We start from the raw sequence: 18,668 nt of genomic DNA on the forward strand, positions 1-18,668 counted from the left end.
ACTCTCCTATCGGGCGATCGAGCGCGGGGCCTCGAGGCCGCCGAGCTTCTCCGGGTTGCGCATGGCGTAGATGTGCGCGATCTTGCCGTCGACGACATGGAACCAGAACGCACCGCCAGGATCGTCGGTCATCGTCACCGCAAAGCCGGGCATGCCGTTGGCACGCAACGCGCGCGTGGCCATGTCCTTCTTCATGCCGATCCGTACGAAGCCCAGCAGTATTCGGGCGATCGCGTCGGCCCCCACGATCGGGCGCTTGGCCGCGCTCGCCTTGCCGTCGCTGTCCGCGGTGTACACCGCGTCGGGGGCGAGTAGCGCCAGCAAGCCATCCATGTCCCCGGTGACGGCGGCGATCTGGAATGCGTGGACCACCTCGTCGGCGCGGGCCGCAGCCGCCGCGTCATAGCGCGGCCGTCTGGCTTGGACATGCCCGCGCGCACGATGCGCGGTCTGACGGACGGCGTCGGCCGATTTCCCGACGATGGTGCCGATCTCGTCGTAGCCGAAGCCGAACACCTCGCGCAGCAGGAATACCGCTCGCTCCTGCGGCGCGAGCGTTTCCAGGACGACGAGCATCGCGGTCGACACTGACTCCGCCAACACCACGTCGTCGGCCGGGTCGTTCTCGTCGAGCAGGATCGGCTCCGGCAGCCACGGCCCGACGTATTCCTCGCGCCGACGAGAAGCCGCCCGCGCCGCGTTGAGCGCCTGCCTGGTGACCACCCGGGCGAGATAAGACCGCGGGTTGTCGACCGTGGCGAGATCGACGTCGGCCCAGCGGAGATAGCTCTCCTGCAGCACGTCGTCGGCATCGGCGGCCGAGCCGAGGATTTCGTAGGCGATGGTGAACAGCAGTGGCCGATACTCGGCGAAAACTGTTGCGTGCCCGCCGGTCTCGTCCATCACACCGCCACCCGGGCCGGCGCGTCGGCCACGACGCCGGCCGGGGCCGCCCCCGTCGACGCCCGGTAGAGCCGCGGATGACGGACCCCCCAGACGGTGCTGCGGCAGATCGTCTCCTTGATCTTCGCCCCCAACCCGCCGGTGAGGATTCGATTGATCGGGGTGTCGTCGAACTTGCTGAGCTGGACCGTCGCCGCATGACGCCCCAGACTCACACACTGGCCGACGAAGGTCAGGTGGACGGCTTTGGGCGGATTCCCCGCCGCTAGCGCGCGGACGGTCGCGGCGGCGTGGGCGCCGAGCGGGATGGCCGCCTGGCAGCTGTTGCGGATGGCCACCCCGGCCACGGTCGCGGAGTCGCCGGTTCCGACGATCCGCGCGTCGTCGATGCTGACGAGGGCGCCGTCGGTGCGCAGGCGCCCGGCGTCGTCGACGGCGAGCCCGCTGCGCCGGGCAAGATCGGGGTAGGCGAATCCGGCCGTGACGACGGTGACCGTCGCCGCGATCTCGGAACCATCGTCCAGGTGCACCGACGTGGGGCCGATCTCGGCGACTCCGGCCTGCTCGCGGACCTCGACACCGATCCGTCGCAGCGTCTCGCGCGTCGACTCACGCCCCTTCTCCGACAGGCTCGGGCCCAGTTCACCACCGGTCACCAGGGTCACCCGATGGCCCTGTTCGGCGAGCTCCGCCGACGTCTCGATGCCGGTGAGGCCGCCGCCGACGACGGCGACCGACTGCGGGCCGACGCCGAGGACCTCGCGCAACCCGGAGGCCGATTCCCAATCCTCGAGCCGATGACCGTACTCGACCGCGCCGGGGATCGTCGCATCCGGCGCACCGCTGCCGAGGGCGTAGACCAGGTAGTCATAGCGCAAGACCTCGCCCGACGCCAGGTGGACCTGGCGCTGCGGCGCGTCGATGGCGGTCGCGGTGTCGACGACGAGCCGGACCCCGGGGGCCAGGATCGTCGCGAAGTCGTGTGCCGCCTCACCGCTGCCGGCGGCCCACTGATGCAGGCGGATGCGCTCGACGAAGCGGTCGCGCTCGTTGACGACGACGACGTCGAAGTCCCCGACTTGAGCGAGGCGGTTGGCCGCCATCGTCCCGGCGTATCCGCCGCCGATCACGACGACCCGTTGTCTCTGCGTCATGGTGTGCCTCCCGTGGTTGTCTTGAGTCTGACAACCCCAAGACACCGACGGAAGGGGGTTTGTGACAGGAGGTGACCGAGGCCACCCGTCGGCACGGTCGCCCGACGCCCCCCAGGGGGCGGCGCTGCAGGCTAGGGCTCGAGCGATTCGACGATCTTGACCGCTATCTCGATGGCTTTCTCTTTCGGTCCGACCACACCGAATTCGAACCGCGGCATGACGACTATGAAAGACAATTCATCATCGTAGGTACTATAGTCTTCGTTGTTCATGACGACCCCGCCGCGTTGGTCGACTTGCGGGATTTTCAGGACAGCATAATCGGGCGGAACGTCGCTATGGAAACGCTCCGACTTTCCAGTCCGGATGTCATCGATGACACTTAGCTCCGTGGGGGTGGGCCTGAGTCCGACAACGAATGTTTCGCCATCAGTATCGATCCGCCACCGACACAGGATTCCGGCTTCCTCTTCGTCCTCCGGCGTCTGCGGGCTGAATTCCTCGGTCGTACCATCCAAGACGTGCCCAAGGAGCACCGACAACTCGGCACAGGTCGAGGGGATGTTCATGAAATGACCTCCTGATTGGTGGCGGCCAGTCGGCGAGCCGTTCCGCGCATTGCTATCCGCACAGCACCCCCTCTGACCCGACCAATCTGGGGGCGAAGACAACCGCCCGAGAGATTTCGACTCGGTCAATCAGCGAGGATAAGTTCGATTTCGGGCAAGGGACGTCCAAGCGTGTAGGCCACGAGGAAGCTCTGGAATTCTTTCCGCGTGAAGCCTGTTCGCGCATGGAATTCGCCTTGCACCATAAACATCAATGTCAGACTCATGCACTCAACGGATATTCGGCTGTCTGAATCCGACACCTCCATAAGTTCAGATGGCGCCGCGCGCAACGCCGTGGCACAAGCTCTAATTCGCGCGAAAGTACCGGATTTAACCTCGTCTTTCGTTCTTCCAACCACAGTTTCGAAGTATTCCTCCGGAAGGAGTTCCCTAGCCTCCACTATCCCCGATCAGAACATGGACAGGTGGGCTAATGAGTATGACTGAGTCATTGGCTATCGCCTTTCCTCGAAGTACTGTCGGCCACGGTCCGGACGGAATGACGGCAAACGAGTTCGCCGCCTCACTGGTCGCCGAGCCACTCAGCAGTGCCGCCACGACCCCGGCAAGCAGCGCAACCGAGAATCTCCCCCACATGGTCACCCCTGTCCACGACATCCGATATGTCGGATAGTGGCACAGAGTTATTGATCATGTATCTAGAGTTCGATATCAACCTTCGGTGTGGACGGAGAAACACCTGGTCAACATGCAGTTCGACATTCGTAGGGACCAAAGTCCCGATGCCGCGATTCGGCTTCAGACCGACTTATCTCTCCAATCGCTCCCCACAGGAGCCACCGCCCCGGCCCGACTACGGTCGATCGTCGAACTAGGCCGGGCGCAGCGTCTGCATGGTCTTCTCGACCTCCCAGAACGCGCGCAGGGCGGAGAGCTTTCCGTTCGCGTCGGCACGGTAGGTGAAGACCCCGTGCGCCTCCGAGATATGACCGGCGATGTGGGTCACGATCTTGCCGACGTAGGCCACCTCGTTGCCGCAGATGATCTCGTCGTCGAAGACGAAGTCGAGCTTCTCGGTGGTGCCGATCGTCTTGTCCCAGAATTCCGAGAGCGCCTGGCGCCCGCGGTGGCCGACGCCCTGCTCATCGAACATCGACGGGCCGACCGGGTCCTCGACGATCCCGTCGTCGGCGAAGTTGTCCAACCACGCCTGCTTGTCCCGAGCGGCGACCGCCTCGCGGGACTTACGCCCCACCACCACACCGGGCGCGTTCTCCCGGTCGATGTTCAGGTACGCCGGGGTGCTCGCCTCGTCGCTCACTTGGCCCCCGTGCCGTAGTCGACCTGCAGTTCCTTGATGCCGTTGATCCAGCCGTGGCGCAGGCGGCGCGGGGAGTCGAGCTTGGTGATGTCGGGGACGATGTCGGCCAGCGCGTTGAACATCAGGCTGATCTCCATGCGCGCCAGGTTAGCCCCGACGCAGAAGTGGGCGCCGTTGCCGCCGAAGCCGACGTGCGGGTTGGGGTCGCGCAGGATGTTGAACGTGAAGGGGTCCTCGAAGACCTCTTCGTCGTAGTTCGCCGAGCCGTAGAACATCCCGACGCGATCGCCCTCCTTGATCGGCACGCCGCGGATCTCGGTGTCGCGCAGGGCCGTTCGCTGGAAGGAGTTGACCGGGGTCGCCCAGCGGACGATCTCGTCGACGGCCGTGGCCGGACGGTCCTTCTTGAACAGCTCCCACTGGTCGGGGTTGTCGAGGAAGGCGTTCATGCCGTGGCTGATCGCGTTGCGCGTGGTCTCGTTGCCGGCGACGGTCAGCAGGATGAAGAAGTAGCCGAACTCGATCTCGTCGAGCGAGTGGCCGTCGATGTCGGCGGTGACCAGGGTGGTGACGATGTCCTCGGCCGGGCACTTCCGGCGCGCCTCGGCCATGTTGTAGCCGTAGCCGAGGATCTCCGCCGACGCCTGGTCGGGCGGGGTCGTGAACTCGGGGTCGTCGGCGTTCATCATCGAGTTGGACCAGTCGAACAGCTTCATCCGGTCTTCCTGCGGCACGCCGAGCAGGTCGGAGATCGCCATGAGCGGGAGGTCGACGGCGACCTGGTGGACGAAGTCGCCGCTGCCGGAGTCGGCGGCCTCCTGCACGATCTTGCGCGCTGCCTCGTCGAGCTTCTCCTCCAGGCCGTGGACGGCGCGGGGGGTGAAGGCCTTCGAGACGACCTTGCGCATACGGGTGTGGTCGGGGGCGTCACGGTTGATCAACAGCGACTTGGTGACCTCGAGGGCCTCTGGCGGCATGTCGTCCTCGAACCGCATGATCACGCCGTTGCGGTTGGTGGACCAATCCTGGGAGTTCTTGGAGATGTCGCGCACGTCGGCGTGCTTGGACACCACCCAGTAGCCGGCGTCGGTGAATCCGCCGCCCTTGCCCGGCGCCTGCGCGTTGAACCACACCGGCGCGGTCTTGCGCAGACACGCGAACTCTTCCATCGGGATGCCCTGCTGGAGCAGGTCGGGGTTGGTGAAATCCCAACCCTCCTGCTTCATGAACGGGCATTGCCCCGCAGCCTCGCTCGTGGCATTCGCCGGAGCGACCGTCGCCTCATTCGCCTGGGTCACGTCTGCACCTCTTCTTGCCTGTCCCGGCCGGGCCGCGGCCGGGAAGGAACGTGTTTCAATTCGTGTGTCGCATACTCTGCCACACAGGGTAGACGGGAACAAGAACTTGTTCTAGTTTTGAAGCTGAGATTCCACCAAGGAAAGCGAGATGCTCAGATGGGCGTGCCAGTAATCGTCGAGGCAGCGCGTACCCCGATCGGCAAGCGCAACGGCTGGCTGTCCGGGCTACACGCCGCGGAGATCCTCGGCGCCGCCCAGCGCGGCGTGATCGAGCGGGCCGGGATCGACCCGGAACTGGTCGAGCAGGTCATCGGCGGCTGCGTCATGCAGGTCGGCGAGCAGGGCAACAACGTCACCCGCACGGCCTGGCTGCACGCGGGTCTGCCGTGGCAGACCGGCGCGACCACCGTCGACTGCCAGTGCGGGTCGGCGCAGCAGGCCAACCACCTGATCGCGGGCCTGATCGCCACCGACACCATCGACGTCGGCGTCGCCTGCGGGATCGAGGCGATGAGCCACGTTCCGCTGGGGGCCAACGTCGGCGAGAACGCCGGACCGCGTCGCCCCGAGTCGTGGGACATCGACATGCCCAACCAGTTCGACGCGGCCGAGCGCATCGCGGATCGGCGCGGCATCACCCGCGAAGACCTCGACGCCTTCGGGCTGCGCAGCCAGCAGCTGGCCAAGCAGGCGTGGGACGAGGGCCGCTTCGACCGCGAAGTCCTCACCGTCATCGCGCCGGAGCGCACCAAAGAGGGAGAGCTCACCGGGCAGAAGCTCACCGTCGACCGCGATCAGGGTCTGCGCGACACGACCGCCGAATCCCTCGCCGGCCTCAAGCCGGTCGCCGAGGGCGCCCGCCACACGGCCGGCACCTCGTCGCAGATCTCCGACGGCGCCGCCGCCGTGCTGCTGATGGACGAGGCGAAGGCCAAGGCGCTCGGACTCAAGCCGCGCGCGCGGTTGCGCGCCCAGGCGCTCGTCGGCGCGGAGCCGTACTACCACCTCGACGGTCCGGTGCAGGCCACCGAGCGAGTGCTGGCCAAGGCCGGGATGAGCATCGGCGACCTCGACCTCTTCGAGGTCAACGAGGCATTCGCCTCGGTGGTGCTGAGTTGGGCGCAGGTACACCGGCCGGATATGGACAAGGTGAACGTCAACGGCGGCGCCATCGCCCTCGGGCATCCCGTCGGGTCGACCGGCTCGCGGCTGATCACCACCGCGCTGCACGAGCTGGAACGTCGGGACGGCGAGACCGCACTCATCACCATGTGCGCCGGCGGCGCGCTCTCGACCGGCACGATCATCGAGCGGATCTGATCGCATCGTGGATGCGCGCAAGCGTCCCGATCAGCTCGACTCGCCGGTCGTCGCGTCGCTGATCAAGGTCGGCTCCCGGCTCAACACCCGCCTCTATCGGGCAACCGGCGGCCGCCTCGGCGGGACCTGGCGGATCGGTGCCGGGATGCGCAAACCCGCGCCGGTCTGCCTGCTGACGACGATCGGGCGCAAGTCCGGCGAGGCCCGCACCGCACCGCTGATCTACCTGCGCGACGGGGAGGACTTCGTCGTCGTCGCGTCCCAGGGCGGCCTGCCGAAGCATCCGGCGTGGTATCTCAACCTGCGCGACAACCCGCAGGTGACAATCCAGGTCGGCACGCAGCGCCACGACCTCGTCGCACGCACCGCGACTCCCGACAAGAAGGCGCGCCTCTGGCCGAGGCTGGTCGACGTGTACGCCGATTTCGACGACTACGACGCCTGGACCGAGCGTGAGATTCCCGTCGTCATCTGCTCGCCGATCACCGAAGCGAAGCGAGCGGATCGATAAACGAGAAGTCCGTTCTCGACCGCGTGACCTCCACGTCGTAGCGCTGCTGCAAGTTGAGCCAGAAGGTCTCCGACTGGCCGAACAGGCGCCCCAATCGAATGGACGTATCCGGTGTGATCGCCCGCTTGCCGTGAACGATCTCGTTGATACGGCGCGGCGGTACGCCGATCAACTCGGCGAGCTTCCGCTGCGACAGCCCGTAGTCGGGGAGGAAGTCCTCGGCAAGCACCTCACCCGGATGGATCGGCGCGAAGTCAGCCATGTCGCCCTCCTCTCTAGCGGTAGTCAACGATCTCCACATCCTCCGGTCCCGCCTGCTCCCATCGGAAGCAGATCCTCCACTGCGAATTGATTCGGATGCTGTGTTGGCCTGCGCGATCACCGGTCAACTGTTCCAGTCGATTGCCGGGCGGTGAGGCCAGATCGGACACACTCTCCGCCGCATCCACCGTCTGCAGCTTCCGATGGGCCATCCGAGTCAGCTCCGGTCCAAACCGTCGGACAAACTTCCGTTCCCACACGTGCTCGGTGTCCTTGTCGGCAAAGGACTGGATCGCGACTCAAGCGTAACGCGTAACGTTACGCGGCGCCACTAGTCGCCTCGCTTACCCACACCCTCGGGTGCCATCCCCCGGATCGCGGCACCGACCCAGCGGTCGAGGAAGCCCGTTAGATCCGCGCGGTCGCCCGGCGCCAACACCAGCGACTGCAATGTGCGCAGGATGATCTCGGCGATGTCGGCGAGACGATCCTCCCCCAGTCCGTGCGCCGCCCAGTCGACGTCCATCCGGCTCATCATCGAGCGGGCGAAGCCCTGCCCGACCTCCGACGTGAAGTCGCCGACGACCGGCAGGCTCAGCTGTTCCCCGCGCAGCACGAGACCGACGTAGTCGTCGGCGGCGAGGGCGTCCATCACGGCGACGAGGCCGGCGACCACGGCTTCGTCGGGACGCGTATGACCCCGGAGCTTCTCCGCCACCCGGTCGAGTAGCGCACCGACCGCACCCATCGCGGTCGCGGCGAGCAGGTCGCCGGTGCTGGGGAAATAGCGGTAGACGGTCTGGCGCGTGACGCCGAGCTGGCGGGCGACGTCGGCCAAGCCGGTCGACGACCCCTTCTCGTCGATCACCTGCCGCGTCGCGGCGAGGATCCGCGCGACGGCCTCCTCGTCGTCGACGGGCGGTTGTCCGCCCCAGCCGTGGGTGCGCATGGCTGGTCAGCCTACCCACGTCGCTCTGGCCGACTTAGACCATACGCTCAACGATATTGTGTATGGTCATAGTGACCGCGACCACAGCCGACCCGCGCGGAGGACCCGAAATGACCGCAGCCGCCGACGCCTGCCCCATCCACCAGGGCTTCGACTTCACCGATCCCGACCTCCTCGAGCGCGGGATGCCCATCACCGAGTTCGCGCAGCTACGTGCGACCGCCCCGGTTTGGTGGAATCAGCAGCCCGCGCTCGCCGAAATCTTCGGCGACGACGGATTCTGGGTGATCTCCAAGCACCGACACGTCCGCGAGATCTCCAAAGACAGCGGCTTGTGGTCGACCAACGCAAAGGGCGCCATCATCCGGTTGCCCGAGTACATGGAGCCCGACCAGCTCGACCTCACCAAGGCCCTGCTGATCAACCACGACCCGCCCGAGCACACCCGGCTGCGCAAGATCGTCTCGCGGATGTTCACCCCACGCGCGGTGCACGCGTTGGAGGAGCGCCTGGCCACCTCCGCCCGCGAGATCGTCGAAGAGGCGGCGGCCAAGGGCAGTGGGAATTTCGTCGACGACGTGGCGATCCACCTCCCGCTCAACGCGATCATGGATCTGCTCGGCGTTCCCGCGCCCGACCGGGGGCGCATCCACCAGCTCGTCGACTCGATCATCAACAGCGACGACCCGGACCAGCCCTTCGACCCGGTGACCGCGAACGCGGAGTTGATGGCCTACGCCTATCAGATGGCCGAGGACCGTCGCACCAACCCGACCGAGGACGTCGTGTCCGCACTCGTCGAAGCCGGCGACGACGGTGAGGCGATGTCCGAGGTCGAGTTCGCCTTCTTCGTCATCCTGCTCATCACCGCAGGGAACGAGACGACGCGCAATGCCACCAGCCACGGCATCAACGCCTTCTTCGACCACCCCGAACAGTGGGAGTTGTTCAAATCGCGGCGCCCGGCGACCACCGTCGACGAGGTGCTGCGCTGGGCGACGCCCGTCCACGCCTTCCAGCGCACCGCCACCGCCGACACGCAGGTCGGCGGGGTCGACATCGCCGCGGGGCAGCGCGTCGGCATCTTCTACAGCTCGGCCAATTTCGACGAGGAGGTCTTCGACGACCCCTTCACCTTCGACATCACTCGAGACCCCAACCCGCACTTGGCCTTCGGCGGCAACGGGGCCCACTTCTGCATCGGCGCCAACCTGGCGCGGCTGGAGCTGAACCTGATCTTCAACGCGATCGCCGACGTCATGCCCGACATCAGCCGCACCGGGGAGATGAAACGTGTGCGCTCGGGCTGGCTGAACGGGGTGAAGGGGCTCGACGTCGACTACGGCTGTCCGGTCGTCGGCCGCTGAGGTATGCCGAATATCCGTCCGGTGAGCTTGAGCACCGAGCCGTCCTCGGAACCGGCGACGACGCTGCGGCCGTCCGGCGTGCGCGCCAACGAGGTGAGCGGATGCCCGGTGCTCACCGTGCAGATGCCGCCCGTCGCCAGGTTGACCACGCCCACCGTGCCGAGTGCGGAGGTCACCGCCAGGGTGTGCTTGCCGAGTACGACGAGGTCGTCGAGGGTGCCGGGGATCGGTGCGGTCAGGTCGGCCGCGACCGTGGCGGCTGCCGGGTTCTTGATCGGCACGCGCAGGACCCTCCCGGACAGACTGGACGTCATCGTCACGTAGACGGCGTCACCGAGGACCACGACCCCGTTCATGCCGGTGCCGTTGACGGTCGCATTCGGCGCGAGGTTCTTCGGCGCCCGTGCGGTCCATGCCTGATCGATCGAGCCGTTGCGACGCACGCGGACCACACCGAGGCGCGAGTCGCCGACGTACATCGTCCCGTCGTCGGCGACCGCCAGCCCGTTCGGCATTCCGAGGCCGCGCGTCACCACGCGAACCGCTGGCGACGTTCCGGCGGGATCGAAGGAGACGATCCTTCCCTGCCTGGGCAGGATCGGCATCATGTTGGCCGGACTGTCGCCCGAGTTCGCGAACATCTTCCCGTCGGGACCGAGCCGCACCGCACCGGGCGCGTCGATGTGTACCGCCCCGATGTGACGCCCGCGCGGGTCGTATTTGTCGATCACGTTCTGCTGGGTCCGCGAGACCCACAGATTGCCCGCCTTGTCGTATCCGACGTTCTCCGCCCAGCTCAGCACCGGTACGGGCGCCGGTACGACCGTCGAGATCGACACCGGACCGCAGCCCGATGCGGCCGACGCCTGGCCGACGTGTACGCCGGTCAGACCCAGCATCGCTACTCCGAGCAGGACGCCCGCAACTCCCCGTGACTTCATCGCAGAAGCGTATCGCCTGATCTGTTGCTGTTCGTGCCGGTAAGCGACACAAACAGCAACGGATCCGCCCAATCAGCCGACGGAGCGCGCCGCGCCTTCCCAGAACTGCGCCCGCAGCGCCTTCTTGTCCGGTTTGCCGAGTGCGGTGAGGGGAAGTGCGTCGGCGAAGATCACCTGCTTGGGCGACTGCACCGCCCCCTTGCGGTCCTTCACGGCCACCTTGATCTCGTCGGCGATCACGGCGCGCGCCTCTTCGGTCTCCCCGGTGCCCGCCCGCAGAACGACGACGGCGGTGACGGCCTCTCCCCACTTCTCGTCGGGCGCCCCGACGACGCCGACCTGCGCGACGGAAGGGTTCTCGGCGATGACGTCCTCGACCTCGCGCGGGAAGACGTTGAATCCGCCGGAGACGATCATGTCCTTGGTGCGGTCGACGATGAACCAGAAGCCGTCGTCGTCCTCGCGCGCGACGTCACCGGTGCGCAGCCATCCGTCGGCGGTGAAGGTGTCCGCCGTCTGCTCCGGGAGGCCGAGGTAGCCGCCGGCGAGCAACGGGCCGGAGACACAGATCTCCCCGGGCTCCCCCTGCGCGGCCGGCTTGCCGTCGGCGTCGAGCAGCGCGGTGCGCAGGAAGGCCGACGGGCGGCCGCAGCTGCCGAGCCGCGCCGGATCGTGCTCGTCGCGTCGCAGATAGCTGATGACCATCGGCGCCTCGGACTGCCCGTAATACTGCGCGAAGATCGGGCCGAACCGCTCGATCGCCTCGGCCAGCCGCACCGGGTTGATCGGCGATGCCCCGTAGTAGACGGTCTCCAGCGACGAGAGGTCGCGAGTCTTGGAATCGGGGTGGTCCATGAGTGCGTAGAGCATCGAGGGCACCAGCATGGTCGCGCTGATCTTCTGTTCTTCGATGGTCTTGAGGACCAGCGCCGGGTCGAAGGTCGGGAGCACGATCATCGTGCCGCCCTTCATCAGCGTCGGCGTGAAGAACGCGGCGCCGGCATGCGAGAGCGGCGTACACATGAGGAAGCGCGGGCGCTCCGGCCATTCCCATTCGGCGAGTTGGATCTGGGTCATCGTCGACATCGCGCGCGCGGTGCCGATGACCCCCTTCGGCTTGCCCGTCGTCCCACCCGTGTAGGTGATCGAGACGACGTGGTCGGGGGCGAGGCGGGCGGCGGCCAGCGGCTGCGGGTCGAACCCGGCGGCCGTCGCGATGAGATCGGTACCGACGTCGGCGAGCTCCGGCGGCACCGGGCCCAACGTCAGCACCTGCTTGAGGTCGGGCACCTTGGCCAGGAGTTCGACGGTGCGCTCGACGAACTTGGGGACCGGGTCGATGATGATCGTCGAGACGCCCGCGTCGTTCAGGACGTAGGCGTGGTCGTCGGCGGAACCGAGCGGGTGCAACGCCGTCCGGCGATACCCTTGTGTCTGCCCGGCGCCGATCACCAGCAGCACCTCGGGACGGTTGAGGGCGAGCAGCCCGACCGCGGTCCCGGTGCCCGCACCGAGGGATTCGAAAGCCTGGACGTAGGTGCTGATTGCCGCGGCCATCTGCTGGCCCGTCAGTTCCACGTCGCCGAGTTGCAGCACGGGCCGGCGGGCATGGCGATGGAGGGCGGCGACGAGGTAGTCGCCGAGGTGGGTCTCGCCGTGCAGGAGGTCGATTTCCGTCATGAGTCAAGATTAGGACGTGTTCTAGTTTTCGGGAAGTGATGGGCCGAAATAATGGCTACACACTGGGGATTGTCTGTACCAACGCGATTAAGAACGCGTTACACTTCTGACCTGCGTAAACTACTCGTCAGTAGACTCACCAGTAACACTCGAGCGGCGTTACCATCGGCCCCATGACCGATCTGGACCAGACCACCACCCGCCGCGACATCACCGACGCCCTGCTCACCGCACTCGAACGCCGCCACGAGGTCCTCGACGCAATCGTCGACGCCGACAACCGCGCCGCCGCCGTCGACGCCATCTCCGATCTCCTCGGCAAGTCCAAGTTGGGCGCCGAGGCGGTACTCGGGATGTCCTTCTACCAACTCACCAAGGATCAGCGCCGCCGCAATCAGGCCGAGCTCGACGACCTCAACTCCGCATTGACCTTCACCCTTGCCGAGCGGCCCGCCTCCAGCGGCGACACCTTGGACCTGCGCCCCTTCTCCCCCGACGCCGACGCCGATCTCTTCGCCGAGCGCACCAGCGAGCAGGGCTCCGCCGGCGACGGTTCCGGCAAGCCTGCGGGCGCACTCGACGACGAGATGGCCGCGGCGAGCAACCGCGTCGACGACGAAGAGGCCGTCTGGCTCGTCGCGACCGAGGGCAACGCCAAGATCGGTCTGGTCATGGGCGAGCTGAACGGCGGCGAGGTCGACGTCCGCATCTGGATCCGCCCCGATCGTCGCAAGCAGGGCTTCGGCATGGCCGCACTGCGCCGATCGCGCGCGGAGATGGCCGCACTGTTCCCGGGTGTCCCGATGGTCGTACGCGCGCCGGGCGCCGGTGCCTGACGCTTATCCCGCACCAATACGCAGATCCCGACGGAATTTCGTCGGGATCTGCGTATTTGTGCGGGAGGAAGGTCTCGATACGACCACCGTCGATATCGGTGGTCGAGTGTCGGCGAGGCGCCAGCCGAGCCGATGTATCGAGACCCCTACCGCGCGCCGTAGGCCTTAACCGGCTCCGGGGACTGGGAGACCAACTCGGCAACGACGGAACCGACCTCCGCAGGCTCCCAGCGGGCACCCTTGTCACGCGAGGCGGCGCGCTGCCAGCCGTCGAGCACGGTGATCGTGCCGCCCTCGACCTCGAAGACCCGGCCACTCACGTCGGCCTGCGCCGACCCGAGCCACACGACGAGCGGGGAGATGTTCGCCGGGTCCATCGCGTCGAAGGAGCCGTCGGTCGGCGCGGCCATCTGCGCGGCCATCGCGTCACCGGCACCCATCGTCATCGCGGTCCGCGCGGCCGGGGCGATCGCGTTCACCAGCACCCCGTACCCGCCCAGTTCGGCGGCCGCCTGGATCGTCAGCTCGGCGATCCCCGCCTTCGCCGCGGCGTAGTTCCCCTGCCCGACGGAACCGAAGATGCCCGCTCCCGACGAGGTGTTGACGACGCGCGCCTCCCGCTGCGCACCGGCCTTGGCCTGCGCCCGCCAGTATTCGGCGGCATGCCGCAGCACGACGAAATGCCCCTTGAGGTGCACACGCACCACCGAGTCCCACTCGTCCTCGGACAGTGAGACCAGCATGCGGTCGCGCACGAACCCGGCGTTGTTCACCACGGTGTCCAGGCCGCCGAACTCGCGGACCGCGGTCGCGACCAGCTCGGCACCGGCATCCCAATCCGCCACATCGGCACCGTTCGCGACGGCCTTCCCGCCGGCGGCGACGATCTCGTCGACCACCCGCTGGGCGGCCTCGACGGCGTAGTCGTTGACGACGACGCTCGCACCGTCGGCGGCGAAGGCCAACGCGTGCGCCCGCCCGATCCCCTGGCCGGCGCCGGTGATGATGACGACGCGACCGTCGCTGAGCTTGTCGGACATGAGTGCTCCTTGAGTCTGGATAGTTGGGGAATTCTGGATGGCGGGAAGGCGCGGTTAGACCCGGTTCTCGGCGTTACCGGCGTCGAGGAAGGCCGGCTTCTCACCGCCGCCGTGGACGGTCAGCGTCGAGCCGGTGATGTAGGCCGACAACGGCGAGAGCAGGAACGCAACAGCGTTGCCGACGTCGGCGGGCGTCGCGAGGCGGCCCATCGGGATGGTCCTCCCGACGGCGGCGACCCCGTCGGCGTCGCCGTAGTGCAGGTGGGAGAGTTCGGTCTCGATCGGCCCGCAGACGACGGAGTTGAGGCGCACCGCCGGCGCCCACTCGACGGCGAGGCTTTGCGTGAGGTTGTCGAGCCCGGCCTTGGCCGCGCCGTATGCCGAGGTCCCGGGCGACGGCCGGTGCCCGCTCACGCTGGAGACGTTGACGATCGCCCCGCCGCCGTCCTGGCCGGCCATCACCGCGTGGGCCGCCCGCGCGACGACGAGGGGCGCCACCAGGTTCAGTTCGACGATCTTGCGGGCGAAGTTGTCCGAGGCGTCGGCGGCCAGGGCGAACGGCGAGCCGCCCGCGTTGTTGACGACCCCGTCGAGGCGACCGTGCTTCGCGACGATATCGGCGATCATCGTGGCGACCGCCGCGGAATCCCGCACGTCGCAGGCGAAGAAGTCGGGACGACGGCTGGGCAGGCCGTTCTCGGCGCCGGGCTCGGGCGCGGTGCGCCCGCAGATGACCGGCACCGCGCCGAAGCTCTCGAGTACGGCGACGATCCCCGCGCCGACACCGCGGGCGCCGCCGGTGACCAGGACGACGCGGCCACCCAGGTCGAGGCCGGCGGTCGCCGACGTGTTCTCAGGCATGGGTGCTACCCTACCAAACAACCAAGCATTTGCTTGGTACACCTAGACCCGACGACGAGGAGCATCTCGTGCCCATCACGACCACTCGCGGCGAACCGGGGTCCGCCGACGCCGGGATCGTCACCATCACCGTCGACTTCCCACCGGTCAACGCGCTGCCCAGCGCCGCCTGGTTCGAGTTGGCCGACACCATCACCGCCGCGGGCGCCGACGAGTCGACCTGCGTCGTGATCCTGCGGGCAGAAGGTCGCGGTTTCAACGCCGGCGTCGACATCAAGGAGATGCAGCAGACCAGCGGCTTCGACGCCCTGATCGCGGCCAACCAGGGCTGCGCGGCCGCCTTCTCCGCCGTGTACGACTGCGCCGTCCCGGTGATCGCCGCGGTCAACGGCTTCTGCGTCGGCGGCGGGATCGGCCTGGTCGGCAACGCCGACACCATCGTCGCCTCCGACGACGCCGTCTTCGGGCTCCCCGAGGTCGACCGCGGCGCACTCGGCGCGGCCACCCACCTGGCACGGCTGATGCCGCAACACATGATGCGGACGCTGTACTACACGGCGCAGAACGCGACCGCCCAGCAGCTGCACCACTTCGGCTCGGTGTACCGCGTCGTCCCTCGCGAGGAGCTCCTCGATGCGGCTTTGGAGGTCGCGCGCATGATCGCCGTCAAGGACACCCGGGTCATCCGCCGCGCGAAGGCCGCGATCAACGGCATCGACCCCGTCGACGTGAAGAACAGCTACCTGTTCGAGCAGCGCTTCACCTATGAACTCAACCTCGCCGGCGTCGCCGACGAGCACCGCGACGCGTTCGTCGAGACCGGAAAGCCGAAGGGGAAGTAAGAGATGCCCACCGACAAGACTTCGACACTCGATGAGGTGATCGGCGAACTGCGCGACGGGATGACCATCGGGATCGGCGGCTGGGGCTCGCGCCGCAAGCCGATGGCCCTGGTGCGCGCGCTGGCTCGCTCGACCGTCACCGACCTCACCGTCGTCACCTATGGCGGCGCCGATCTCGGTCTGCTGTGCGCGGCGGGCAAGGTCCGCAAGGCCTACTACGGATTCGTCTCGCTGGACTCCGCGCCGTTCTACGATCCGTGGTTCGCCAAGGCCCGCACGGGCGGCGAGATCACCGTCCGCGAGATGGACGAGGGCATGGTCAAATGCGGTCTGGAGGCCGCGGCGGCCCGACTGCCGTTCCTCCCGATCCGCGCCGGACTCGGTTCCGACGTCCCGACGTTCTGGGAGGGCGAACTCAAGACCGTCGAGTCACCCTATGCGGACGCCGACGGGCGGACCCAGACGCTGATCGCCATGCCCGCGCTGCGCCTCGACGCCGCCTTCGTGCACCTCGACCGCGCCGACTGCCACGGCAACGCCGCCTATACCGGCGTCGACCCCTACTTCGACGACCTGTTCCTCGCCGCCGCCGACCGTCGCTACCTCGAAGCCGACGAGGTGGTGTCCACCGAGGAATTGGTCGGGTCGGTGGAACGCGAACGCTTGCTGATCAACCGGATGAACGTCGACCGCGTGGTCCACACCCCGAACGGTGCGCACTTCACCTTCAGCGGGGGCGCCGGGAGCGGAGCGAGCGGGCCCAATCGAAACGGTTACGGCCGCGACGAGGCGTTCCAGCGGTTCTACGTCGAATCCGCCGCCGACGACGAGACGTGGACGGCCTTCAAGACGCGTTTCCTCGACGTCGACGAGCCGGCCTACCAAGCCGAGGTCGCCAAGTGGCAGGCCGAGCAGGAGGACAAGAAGTGAGCACCAGCACCGAGATCACCCGCGCCGAGTACTGCGTCGCGTCGTGCGCCGACCTCTTCACCGGCGCCGGCGAGATCATGGCGTCGCCGATGGCCCCGACGCCGTTGCTGGGCGCCCGCCTGGCCCGCCTCACCACCGAGCCCGATCTGCTCATCACCGACGGCGAGGCACTGATCCTCGCGGACACCCCGGCCATCGGCAAGACCGGCCCAATCGAGGGTTGGATGCCGTTCCGCAAGGTCTTCGACGTCGTCGCGTCGGGCCGTCGCCACGTGGTGATGGGCGCCAACCAGATCGACCGGTACGGCAACCAGAACCTGTCGGCCTTCGGACCGCTCCAGCATCCGACGCGACAGATGTTCGGCGTGCGCGGAGCACCGGGCAACACCATCAACCACGCGACAAGCTACTGGGTCGCGCGGCACTCGTCGCGCGTCTTCGTCGACACCGTCGACATCGTCTCCGGCATCGGCTTCGACAAGGTCGACGCGGAGAACCCGGCCTTCGACCACATGGGCGTGCACCGCGTCGTGTCGAATCTGGGCGTCTTCGACTTCGGCGGTCCCGACCACACGATGCGCGCGGTTTCGTTGCATCCCGGGGTCACCGCCGCCGATGTCGCGGAGAACACGACCTTCACGATCGTCGGCCTCGACGAGGCGACGGAGACCCCGGCGCCCTCCGACGAGCAGCTCCGGATCATCCGAGAAGTGTTGGATCCCAAGGGTGTTCGTGACCGCGAGGTGAAGGCGTGAGCGCCGACCGGTCGAGTGCGGAGACGCTGAGCACCCGCTTCACCGAACTCGTCGGGGTCCGCTACCCGATCGTGCAGACCGGCATGGGGTGGGTTTCCGGCCCGGCGTTGACCTCGGCGACCGCCAACGCGGGCGGATTGGGCATCCTCGCGTCGGCGACGATGACCTACGACGAACTCGAGGCGGCCATCGCGAAGACGAAGTCGCTGACCGACAAGCCGTTCGGGGTCAACCTGCGCGCCGACGCGACCGACGCCGGTGAACGGATCGACCTGCTCATCCGGGAGGGTGTGAAGGTCGCCTCGTTCGCCCTGGCCCCCAAGGCGGAGTTGATCGCCAAGCTCAAGGACCACGGCGTCGTCGTCATCCCGTCGATCGGTGCCGCCAAGCATGCCGTGAAGGTCGCCTCGTGGGGCGCCGACGCCGTCATCGTGCAGGGCGGCGAGGGCGGTGGCCACACCGGTCCGGTCGCCACGACACTGCTGCTGCCGTCGGTGATCGACGCGCTCAGCGAGAACGGTGGACCGACGTCGATCCCGGTCGTCGCCGCCGGCGGCTTCTTCGACGGTCGCGGCCTGATCGCGGCGCTGGCCTACGGCGCCGAGGGCGTCGCGATGGGCACCCGCTTCCTGCTGACCTCGGATTCGGCCGTGCCGGATTCGGTCAAGCAGGAATACCTGCAGCGCGGCCTGTCCGACACCGTCGTCTCGACGAAGGTCGACGGCATGCCGCACCGCGTCCTGCGCACCCAACTGGTCGAGGCACTGGAGAGCGGCTCGGGCGTGCGAGCGCTGGCCGCGGCCGCGCGCAACGCCAACGAGTTCAAGCAGATGACCGGCATGCGTTGGACGACCATGCTGCGTGACGGTCGGTCGATGAAGCGCTCCGGCGAACGCACCTGGCAGCAGGTCATCATGGCCGGCAACACCCCGATGCTGTTGAAGGCCGGCCTCGTGGAGGGCCGGACCGATGCCGGGGTGCTCGCGTCGGGGCAGGTCGTCGGAATGATCGAGGATCTGCCGTCCTGCGACGAACTGATCCAGTCGATCATGGCGCAGGCGCACGCCAGGTTGGCCGCACTGAAGAATTTCAGTTAATTTCTAGTAACTGGGAGGGTTTGGGGTGAT

The 18,668-nt window shown here is 67.5% G+C and carries 20 protein-coding genes; 8 read left to right on the forward strand and 12 right to left on the reverse strand.

What is annotated here, in order from left to right:
* Positions 1 to 6: 6 nt before the first annotated feature.
* The 5 genes from HUN08_RS15815 to HUN08_RS15835 form a co-directional block, all read right to left on the reverse strand.
* Positions 7 to 903 carry an RNA polymerase sigma-70 factor gene (locus tag HUN08_RS15815; RefSeq protein WP_124247144.1) on the reverse strand — a complete coding sequence of 299 codons (897 nt, stop codon included), beginning with the start codon at positions 901 to 903 and terminating at the stop codon, positions 7 to 9.
* Entirely contained in the window at positions 903 to 2,057 is a 1,155-nt protein-coding gene (locus tag HUN08_RS15820) for an NAD(P)/FAD-dependent oxidoreductase (protein WP_124247024.1), read from the reverse strand. Before HUN08_RS15820 ends, HUN08_RS15815 begins: the two co-directional genes overlap by 1 nt.
* 131 nt (positions 2,058 to 2,188) lie before the next feature.
* Positions 2,189 to 2,626: a hypothetical protein gene (locus HUN08_RS15825; RefSeq protein WP_124247023.1), complete on the reverse strand. Its 438-nt coding sequence runs from the start codon at positions 2,624 to 2,626 to the stop codon at positions 2,189 to 2,191.
* 874 nt (positions 2,627 to 3,500) lie between these two features.
* Positions 3,501 to 3,950: a nuclear transport factor 2 family protein gene (locus tag HUN08_RS15830; protein ID WP_124247022.1), complete on the reverse strand. Its 450-nt coding sequence runs from the start codon at positions 3,948 to 3,950 to the stop codon at positions 3,501 to 3,503.
* Complete coding sequence (locus HUN08_RS15835; protein ID WP_301547008.1) at positions 3,947 to 5,176, reverse strand: cytochrome P450; 1,230 nt, start codon at positions 5,174 to 5,176, stop codon at positions 3,947 to 3,949. The genes HUN08_RS15830 and HUN08_RS15835 overlap by 4 nt, the downstream gene beginning before the upstream one ends.
* 228 nt (positions 5,177 to 5,404) lie before the next feature.
* Here HUN08_RS15835 and HUN08_RS15840 point away from each other — a divergent pair, with 228 nt between their 5' ends.
* Together HUN08_RS15840 and HUN08_RS15845 are read left to right on the forward strand one after the other, a co-directional pair.
* On the forward strand, positions 5,405 to 6,568 hold the full coding sequence (locus HUN08_RS15840) for a steroid 3-ketoacyl-CoA thiolase (RefSeq protein ID WP_124247020.1): 1,164 nt from the start codon (positions 5,405 to 5,407) through the stop codon (positions 6,566 to 6,568).
* Between the two features lie 7 nt (positions 6,569 to 6,575).
* Complete coding sequence (locus tag HUN08_RS15845; protein WP_124247019.1) at positions 6,576 to 7,079, forward strand: nitroreductase family deazaflavin-dependent oxidoreductase; 504 nt, start codon at positions 6,576 to 6,578, stop codon at positions 7,077 to 7,079.
* On the opposite strand, the gene HUN08_RS15850 is transcribed toward HUN08_RS15845, so the two are convergent.
* The 3 genes from HUN08_RS15850 to HUN08_RS15860 are packed head-to-tail and all read right to left on the reverse strand — an operon-like array spanning position 7,051 to position 8,289.
* A complete protein-coding gene (locus HUN08_RS15850) occupies positions 7,051 to 7,341 on the reverse strand; it encodes a HigA family addiction module antitoxin (RefSeq protein WP_124247018.1) in 291 nt (96 codons plus the stop codon). The genes HUN08_RS15845 and HUN08_RS15850 overlap by 29 nt on opposite strands.
* Before the next feature lie 13 nt (positions 7,342 to 7,354).
* Complete coding sequence (locus HUN08_RS15855) at positions 7,355 to 7,633, reverse strand: type II toxin-antitoxin system RelE/ParE family toxin (protein ID WP_124247143.1); 279 nt, start codon at positions 7,631 to 7,633, stop codon at positions 7,355 to 7,357.
* A gap of 38 nt (positions 7,634 to 7,671) precedes the next feature.
* Positions 7,672 to 8,289, reverse strand: coding sequence for a TetR/AcrR family transcriptional regulator (locus tag HUN08_RS15860; protein WP_124247017.1), 618 nt, complete (start codon positions 8,287 to 8,289; stop codon positions 7,672 to 7,674).
* A gap of 110 nt (positions 8,290 to 8,399) precedes the next feature.
* On the opposite strand from HUN08_RS15860, the gene HUN08_RS15865 reads away from it, so the two are divergent.
* Complete coding sequence (locus HUN08_RS15865) at positions 8,400 to 9,656, forward strand: cytochrome P450 (protein WP_124247016.1); 1,257 nt, start codon at positions 8,400 to 8,402, stop codon at positions 9,654 to 9,656.
* On the opposite strand, the gene HUN08_RS15870 is transcribed toward HUN08_RS15865, so the two are convergent.
* Both HUN08_RS15870 and fadD8 read right to left on the reverse strand, forming a co-directional pair.
* Complete coding sequence (locus HUN08_RS15870; RefSeq protein ID WP_301546764.1) at positions 9,629 to 10,597, reverse strand: hypothetical protein; 969 nt, start codon at positions 10,595 to 10,597, stop codon at positions 9,629 to 9,631. The two genes, HUN08_RS15865 and HUN08_RS15870, sit on opposite strands and share 28 nt — an antisense overlap.
* A gap of 72 nt (positions 10,598 to 10,669) precedes the next feature.
* A complete protein-coding gene (gene fadD8, locus HUN08_RS15875) occupies positions 10,670 to 12,277 on the reverse strand; it encodes a fatty-acid--CoA ligase FadD8 (RefSeq protein ID WP_124247015.1) in 1,608 nt (535 codons plus the stop codon).
* A 173-nt stretch (positions 12,278 to 12,450) separates the two neighbouring features.
* On the opposite strand from fadD8, the gene HUN08_RS15880 reads away from it, so the two are divergent.
* The gene (locus HUN08_RS15880; protein WP_124247014.1) at positions 12,451 to 13,113 is read left to right on the forward strand and encodes a GNAT family N-acetyltransferase; all 663 of its coding nucleotides are present in this window, start codon (positions 12,451 to 12,453) and stop codon (positions 13,111 to 13,113) included.
* A 146-nt stretch (positions 13,114 to 13,259) separates the two neighbouring features.
* On the opposite strand, the gene HUN08_RS15885 is transcribed toward HUN08_RS15880, so the two are convergent.
* Both HUN08_RS15885 and HUN08_RS15890 read right to left on the reverse strand, forming a co-directional pair.
* Positions 13,260 to 14,153 (reverse strand): SDR family oxidoreductase, encoded by an 894-nt coding sequence (locus HUN08_RS15885; protein WP_124247013.1) that lies wholly within the window; start codon positions 14,151 to 14,153, stop codon positions 13,260 to 13,262.
* Between the two features lie 54 nt (positions 14,154 to 14,207).
* Positions 14,208 to 15,014 carry an SDR family oxidoreductase gene (locus HUN08_RS15890; RefSeq protein WP_124247012.1) on the reverse strand — a complete coding sequence of 269 codons (807 nt, stop codon included), beginning with the start codon at positions 15,012 to 15,014 and terminating at the stop codon, positions 14,208 to 14,210.
* Positions 15,015 to 15,082: 68 nt separating this feature from the next.
* Here HUN08_RS15890 and HUN08_RS15895 point away from each other — a divergent pair, with 68 nt between their 5' ends.
* Genes HUN08_RS15895 through HUN08_RS15910 form a run of 4 tightly spaced genes read left to right on the forward strand, consistent with a single transcriptional unit; the run spans position 15,083 to position 18,638 of the window.
* On the forward strand, positions 15,083 to 15,856 hold the full coding sequence (locus tag HUN08_RS15895; protein WP_124247011.1) for an enoyl-CoA hydratase family protein: 774 nt from the start codon (positions 15,083 to 15,085) through the stop codon (positions 15,854 to 15,856).
* A gap of 3 nt (positions 15,857 to 15,859) precedes the next feature.
* On the forward strand, positions 15,860 to 16,786 hold the full coding sequence (locus HUN08_RS15900) for a CoA transferase subunit A (protein ID WP_124247010.1): 927 nt from the start codon (positions 15,860 to 15,862) through the stop codon (positions 16,784 to 16,786).
* The gene (locus HUN08_RS15905; RefSeq protein ID WP_174900948.1) at positions 16,783 to 17,541 is read left to right on the forward strand and encodes a CoA-transferase subunit beta; all 759 of its coding nucleotides are present in this window, start codon (positions 16,783 to 16,785) and stop codon (positions 17,539 to 17,541) included. The genes HUN08_RS15900 and HUN08_RS15905 overlap by 4 nt, the downstream gene beginning before the upstream one ends.
* Entirely contained in the window at positions 17,538 to 18,638 is a 1,101-nt protein-coding gene (locus HUN08_RS15910; protein WP_124247008.1) for a nitronate monooxygenase family protein, read from the forward strand. Before HUN08_RS15905 ends, HUN08_RS15910 begins: the two co-directional genes overlap by 4 nt.
* The last annotated feature ends 30 nt before the right edge of the window (positions 18,639 to 18,668 follow it).

Source organism: Gordonia sp. X0973 (assembly GCF_013348785.1).
GTDB lineage: Bacteria > Actinomycetota > Actinomycetes > Mycobacteriales > Mycobacteriaceae > Gordonia.

Excerpts from the sequence above, each read along its gene's own strand:
- HUN08_RS15880 (WP_124247014.1), top strand. The coding sequence starts at position 12,451 with ATGACCGATCTGGACCAGACCACCACCCGCCGCGACATCACCGACGCC.
- HUN08_RS15865 (WP_124247016.1), top strand. The coding sequence starts at position 8,400 with ATGACCGCAGCCGCCGACGCCTGCCCCATCCACCAGGGCTTCGACTTC.
- HUN08_RS15900 (WP_124247010.1), top strand. The coding sequence starts at position 15,860 with ATGCCCACCGACAAGACTTCGACACTCGATGAGGTGATCGGCGAACTG.
- HUN08_RS15870 (WP_301546764.1), bottom strand. The coding sequence starts at position 10,597 with ATGAAGTCACGGGGAGTTGCGGGCGTCCTGCTCGGAGTAGCGATGCTG.
- HUN08_RS15835 (WP_301547008.1), bottom strand. The coding sequence starts at position 5,176 with ATGAAGCAGGAGGGTTGGGATTTCACCAACCCCGACCTGCTCCAGCAG.
- HUN08_RS15825 (WP_124247023.1), bottom strand. The coding sequence starts at position 2,626 with ATGAACATCCCCTCGACCTGTGCCGAGTTGTCGGTGCTCCTTGGGCAC.
- HUN08_RS15850 (WP_124247018.1), bottom strand. The coding sequence starts at position 7,341 with ATGGCTGACTTCGCGCCGATCCATCCGGGTGAGGTGCTTGCCGAGGAC.
- HUN08_RS15815 (WP_124247144.1), bottom strand. The coding sequence starts at position 903 with ATGGACGAGACCGGCGGGCACGCAACAGTTTTCGCCGAGTATCGGCCA.
- HUN08_RS15890 (WP_124247012.1), bottom strand. The coding sequence starts at position 15,014 with ATGCCTGAGAACACGTCGGCGACCGCCGGCCTCGACCTGGGTGGCCGC.
- HUN08_RS15820 (WP_124247024.1), bottom strand. The coding sequence starts at position 2,057 with ATGACGCAGAGACAACGGGTCGTCGTGATCGGCGGCGGATACGCCGGG.
- HUN08_RS15860 (WP_124247017.1), bottom strand. The coding sequence starts at position 8,289 with ATGCGCACCCACGGCTGGGGCGGACAACCGCCCGTCGACGACGAGGAG.
- fadD8 (WP_124247015.1), bottom strand. The coding sequence starts at position 12,277 with ATGACGGAAATCGACCTCCTGCACGGCGAGACCCACCTCGGCGACTAC.
- HUN08_RS15840 (WP_124247020.1), top strand. The coding sequence starts at position 5,405 with ATGGGCGTGCCAGTAATCGTCGAGGCAGCGCGTACCCCGATCGGCAAG.
- HUN08_RS15885 (WP_124247013.1), bottom strand. The coding sequence starts at position 14,153 with ATGTCCGACAAGCTCAGCGACGGTCGCGTCGTCATCATCACCGGCGCC.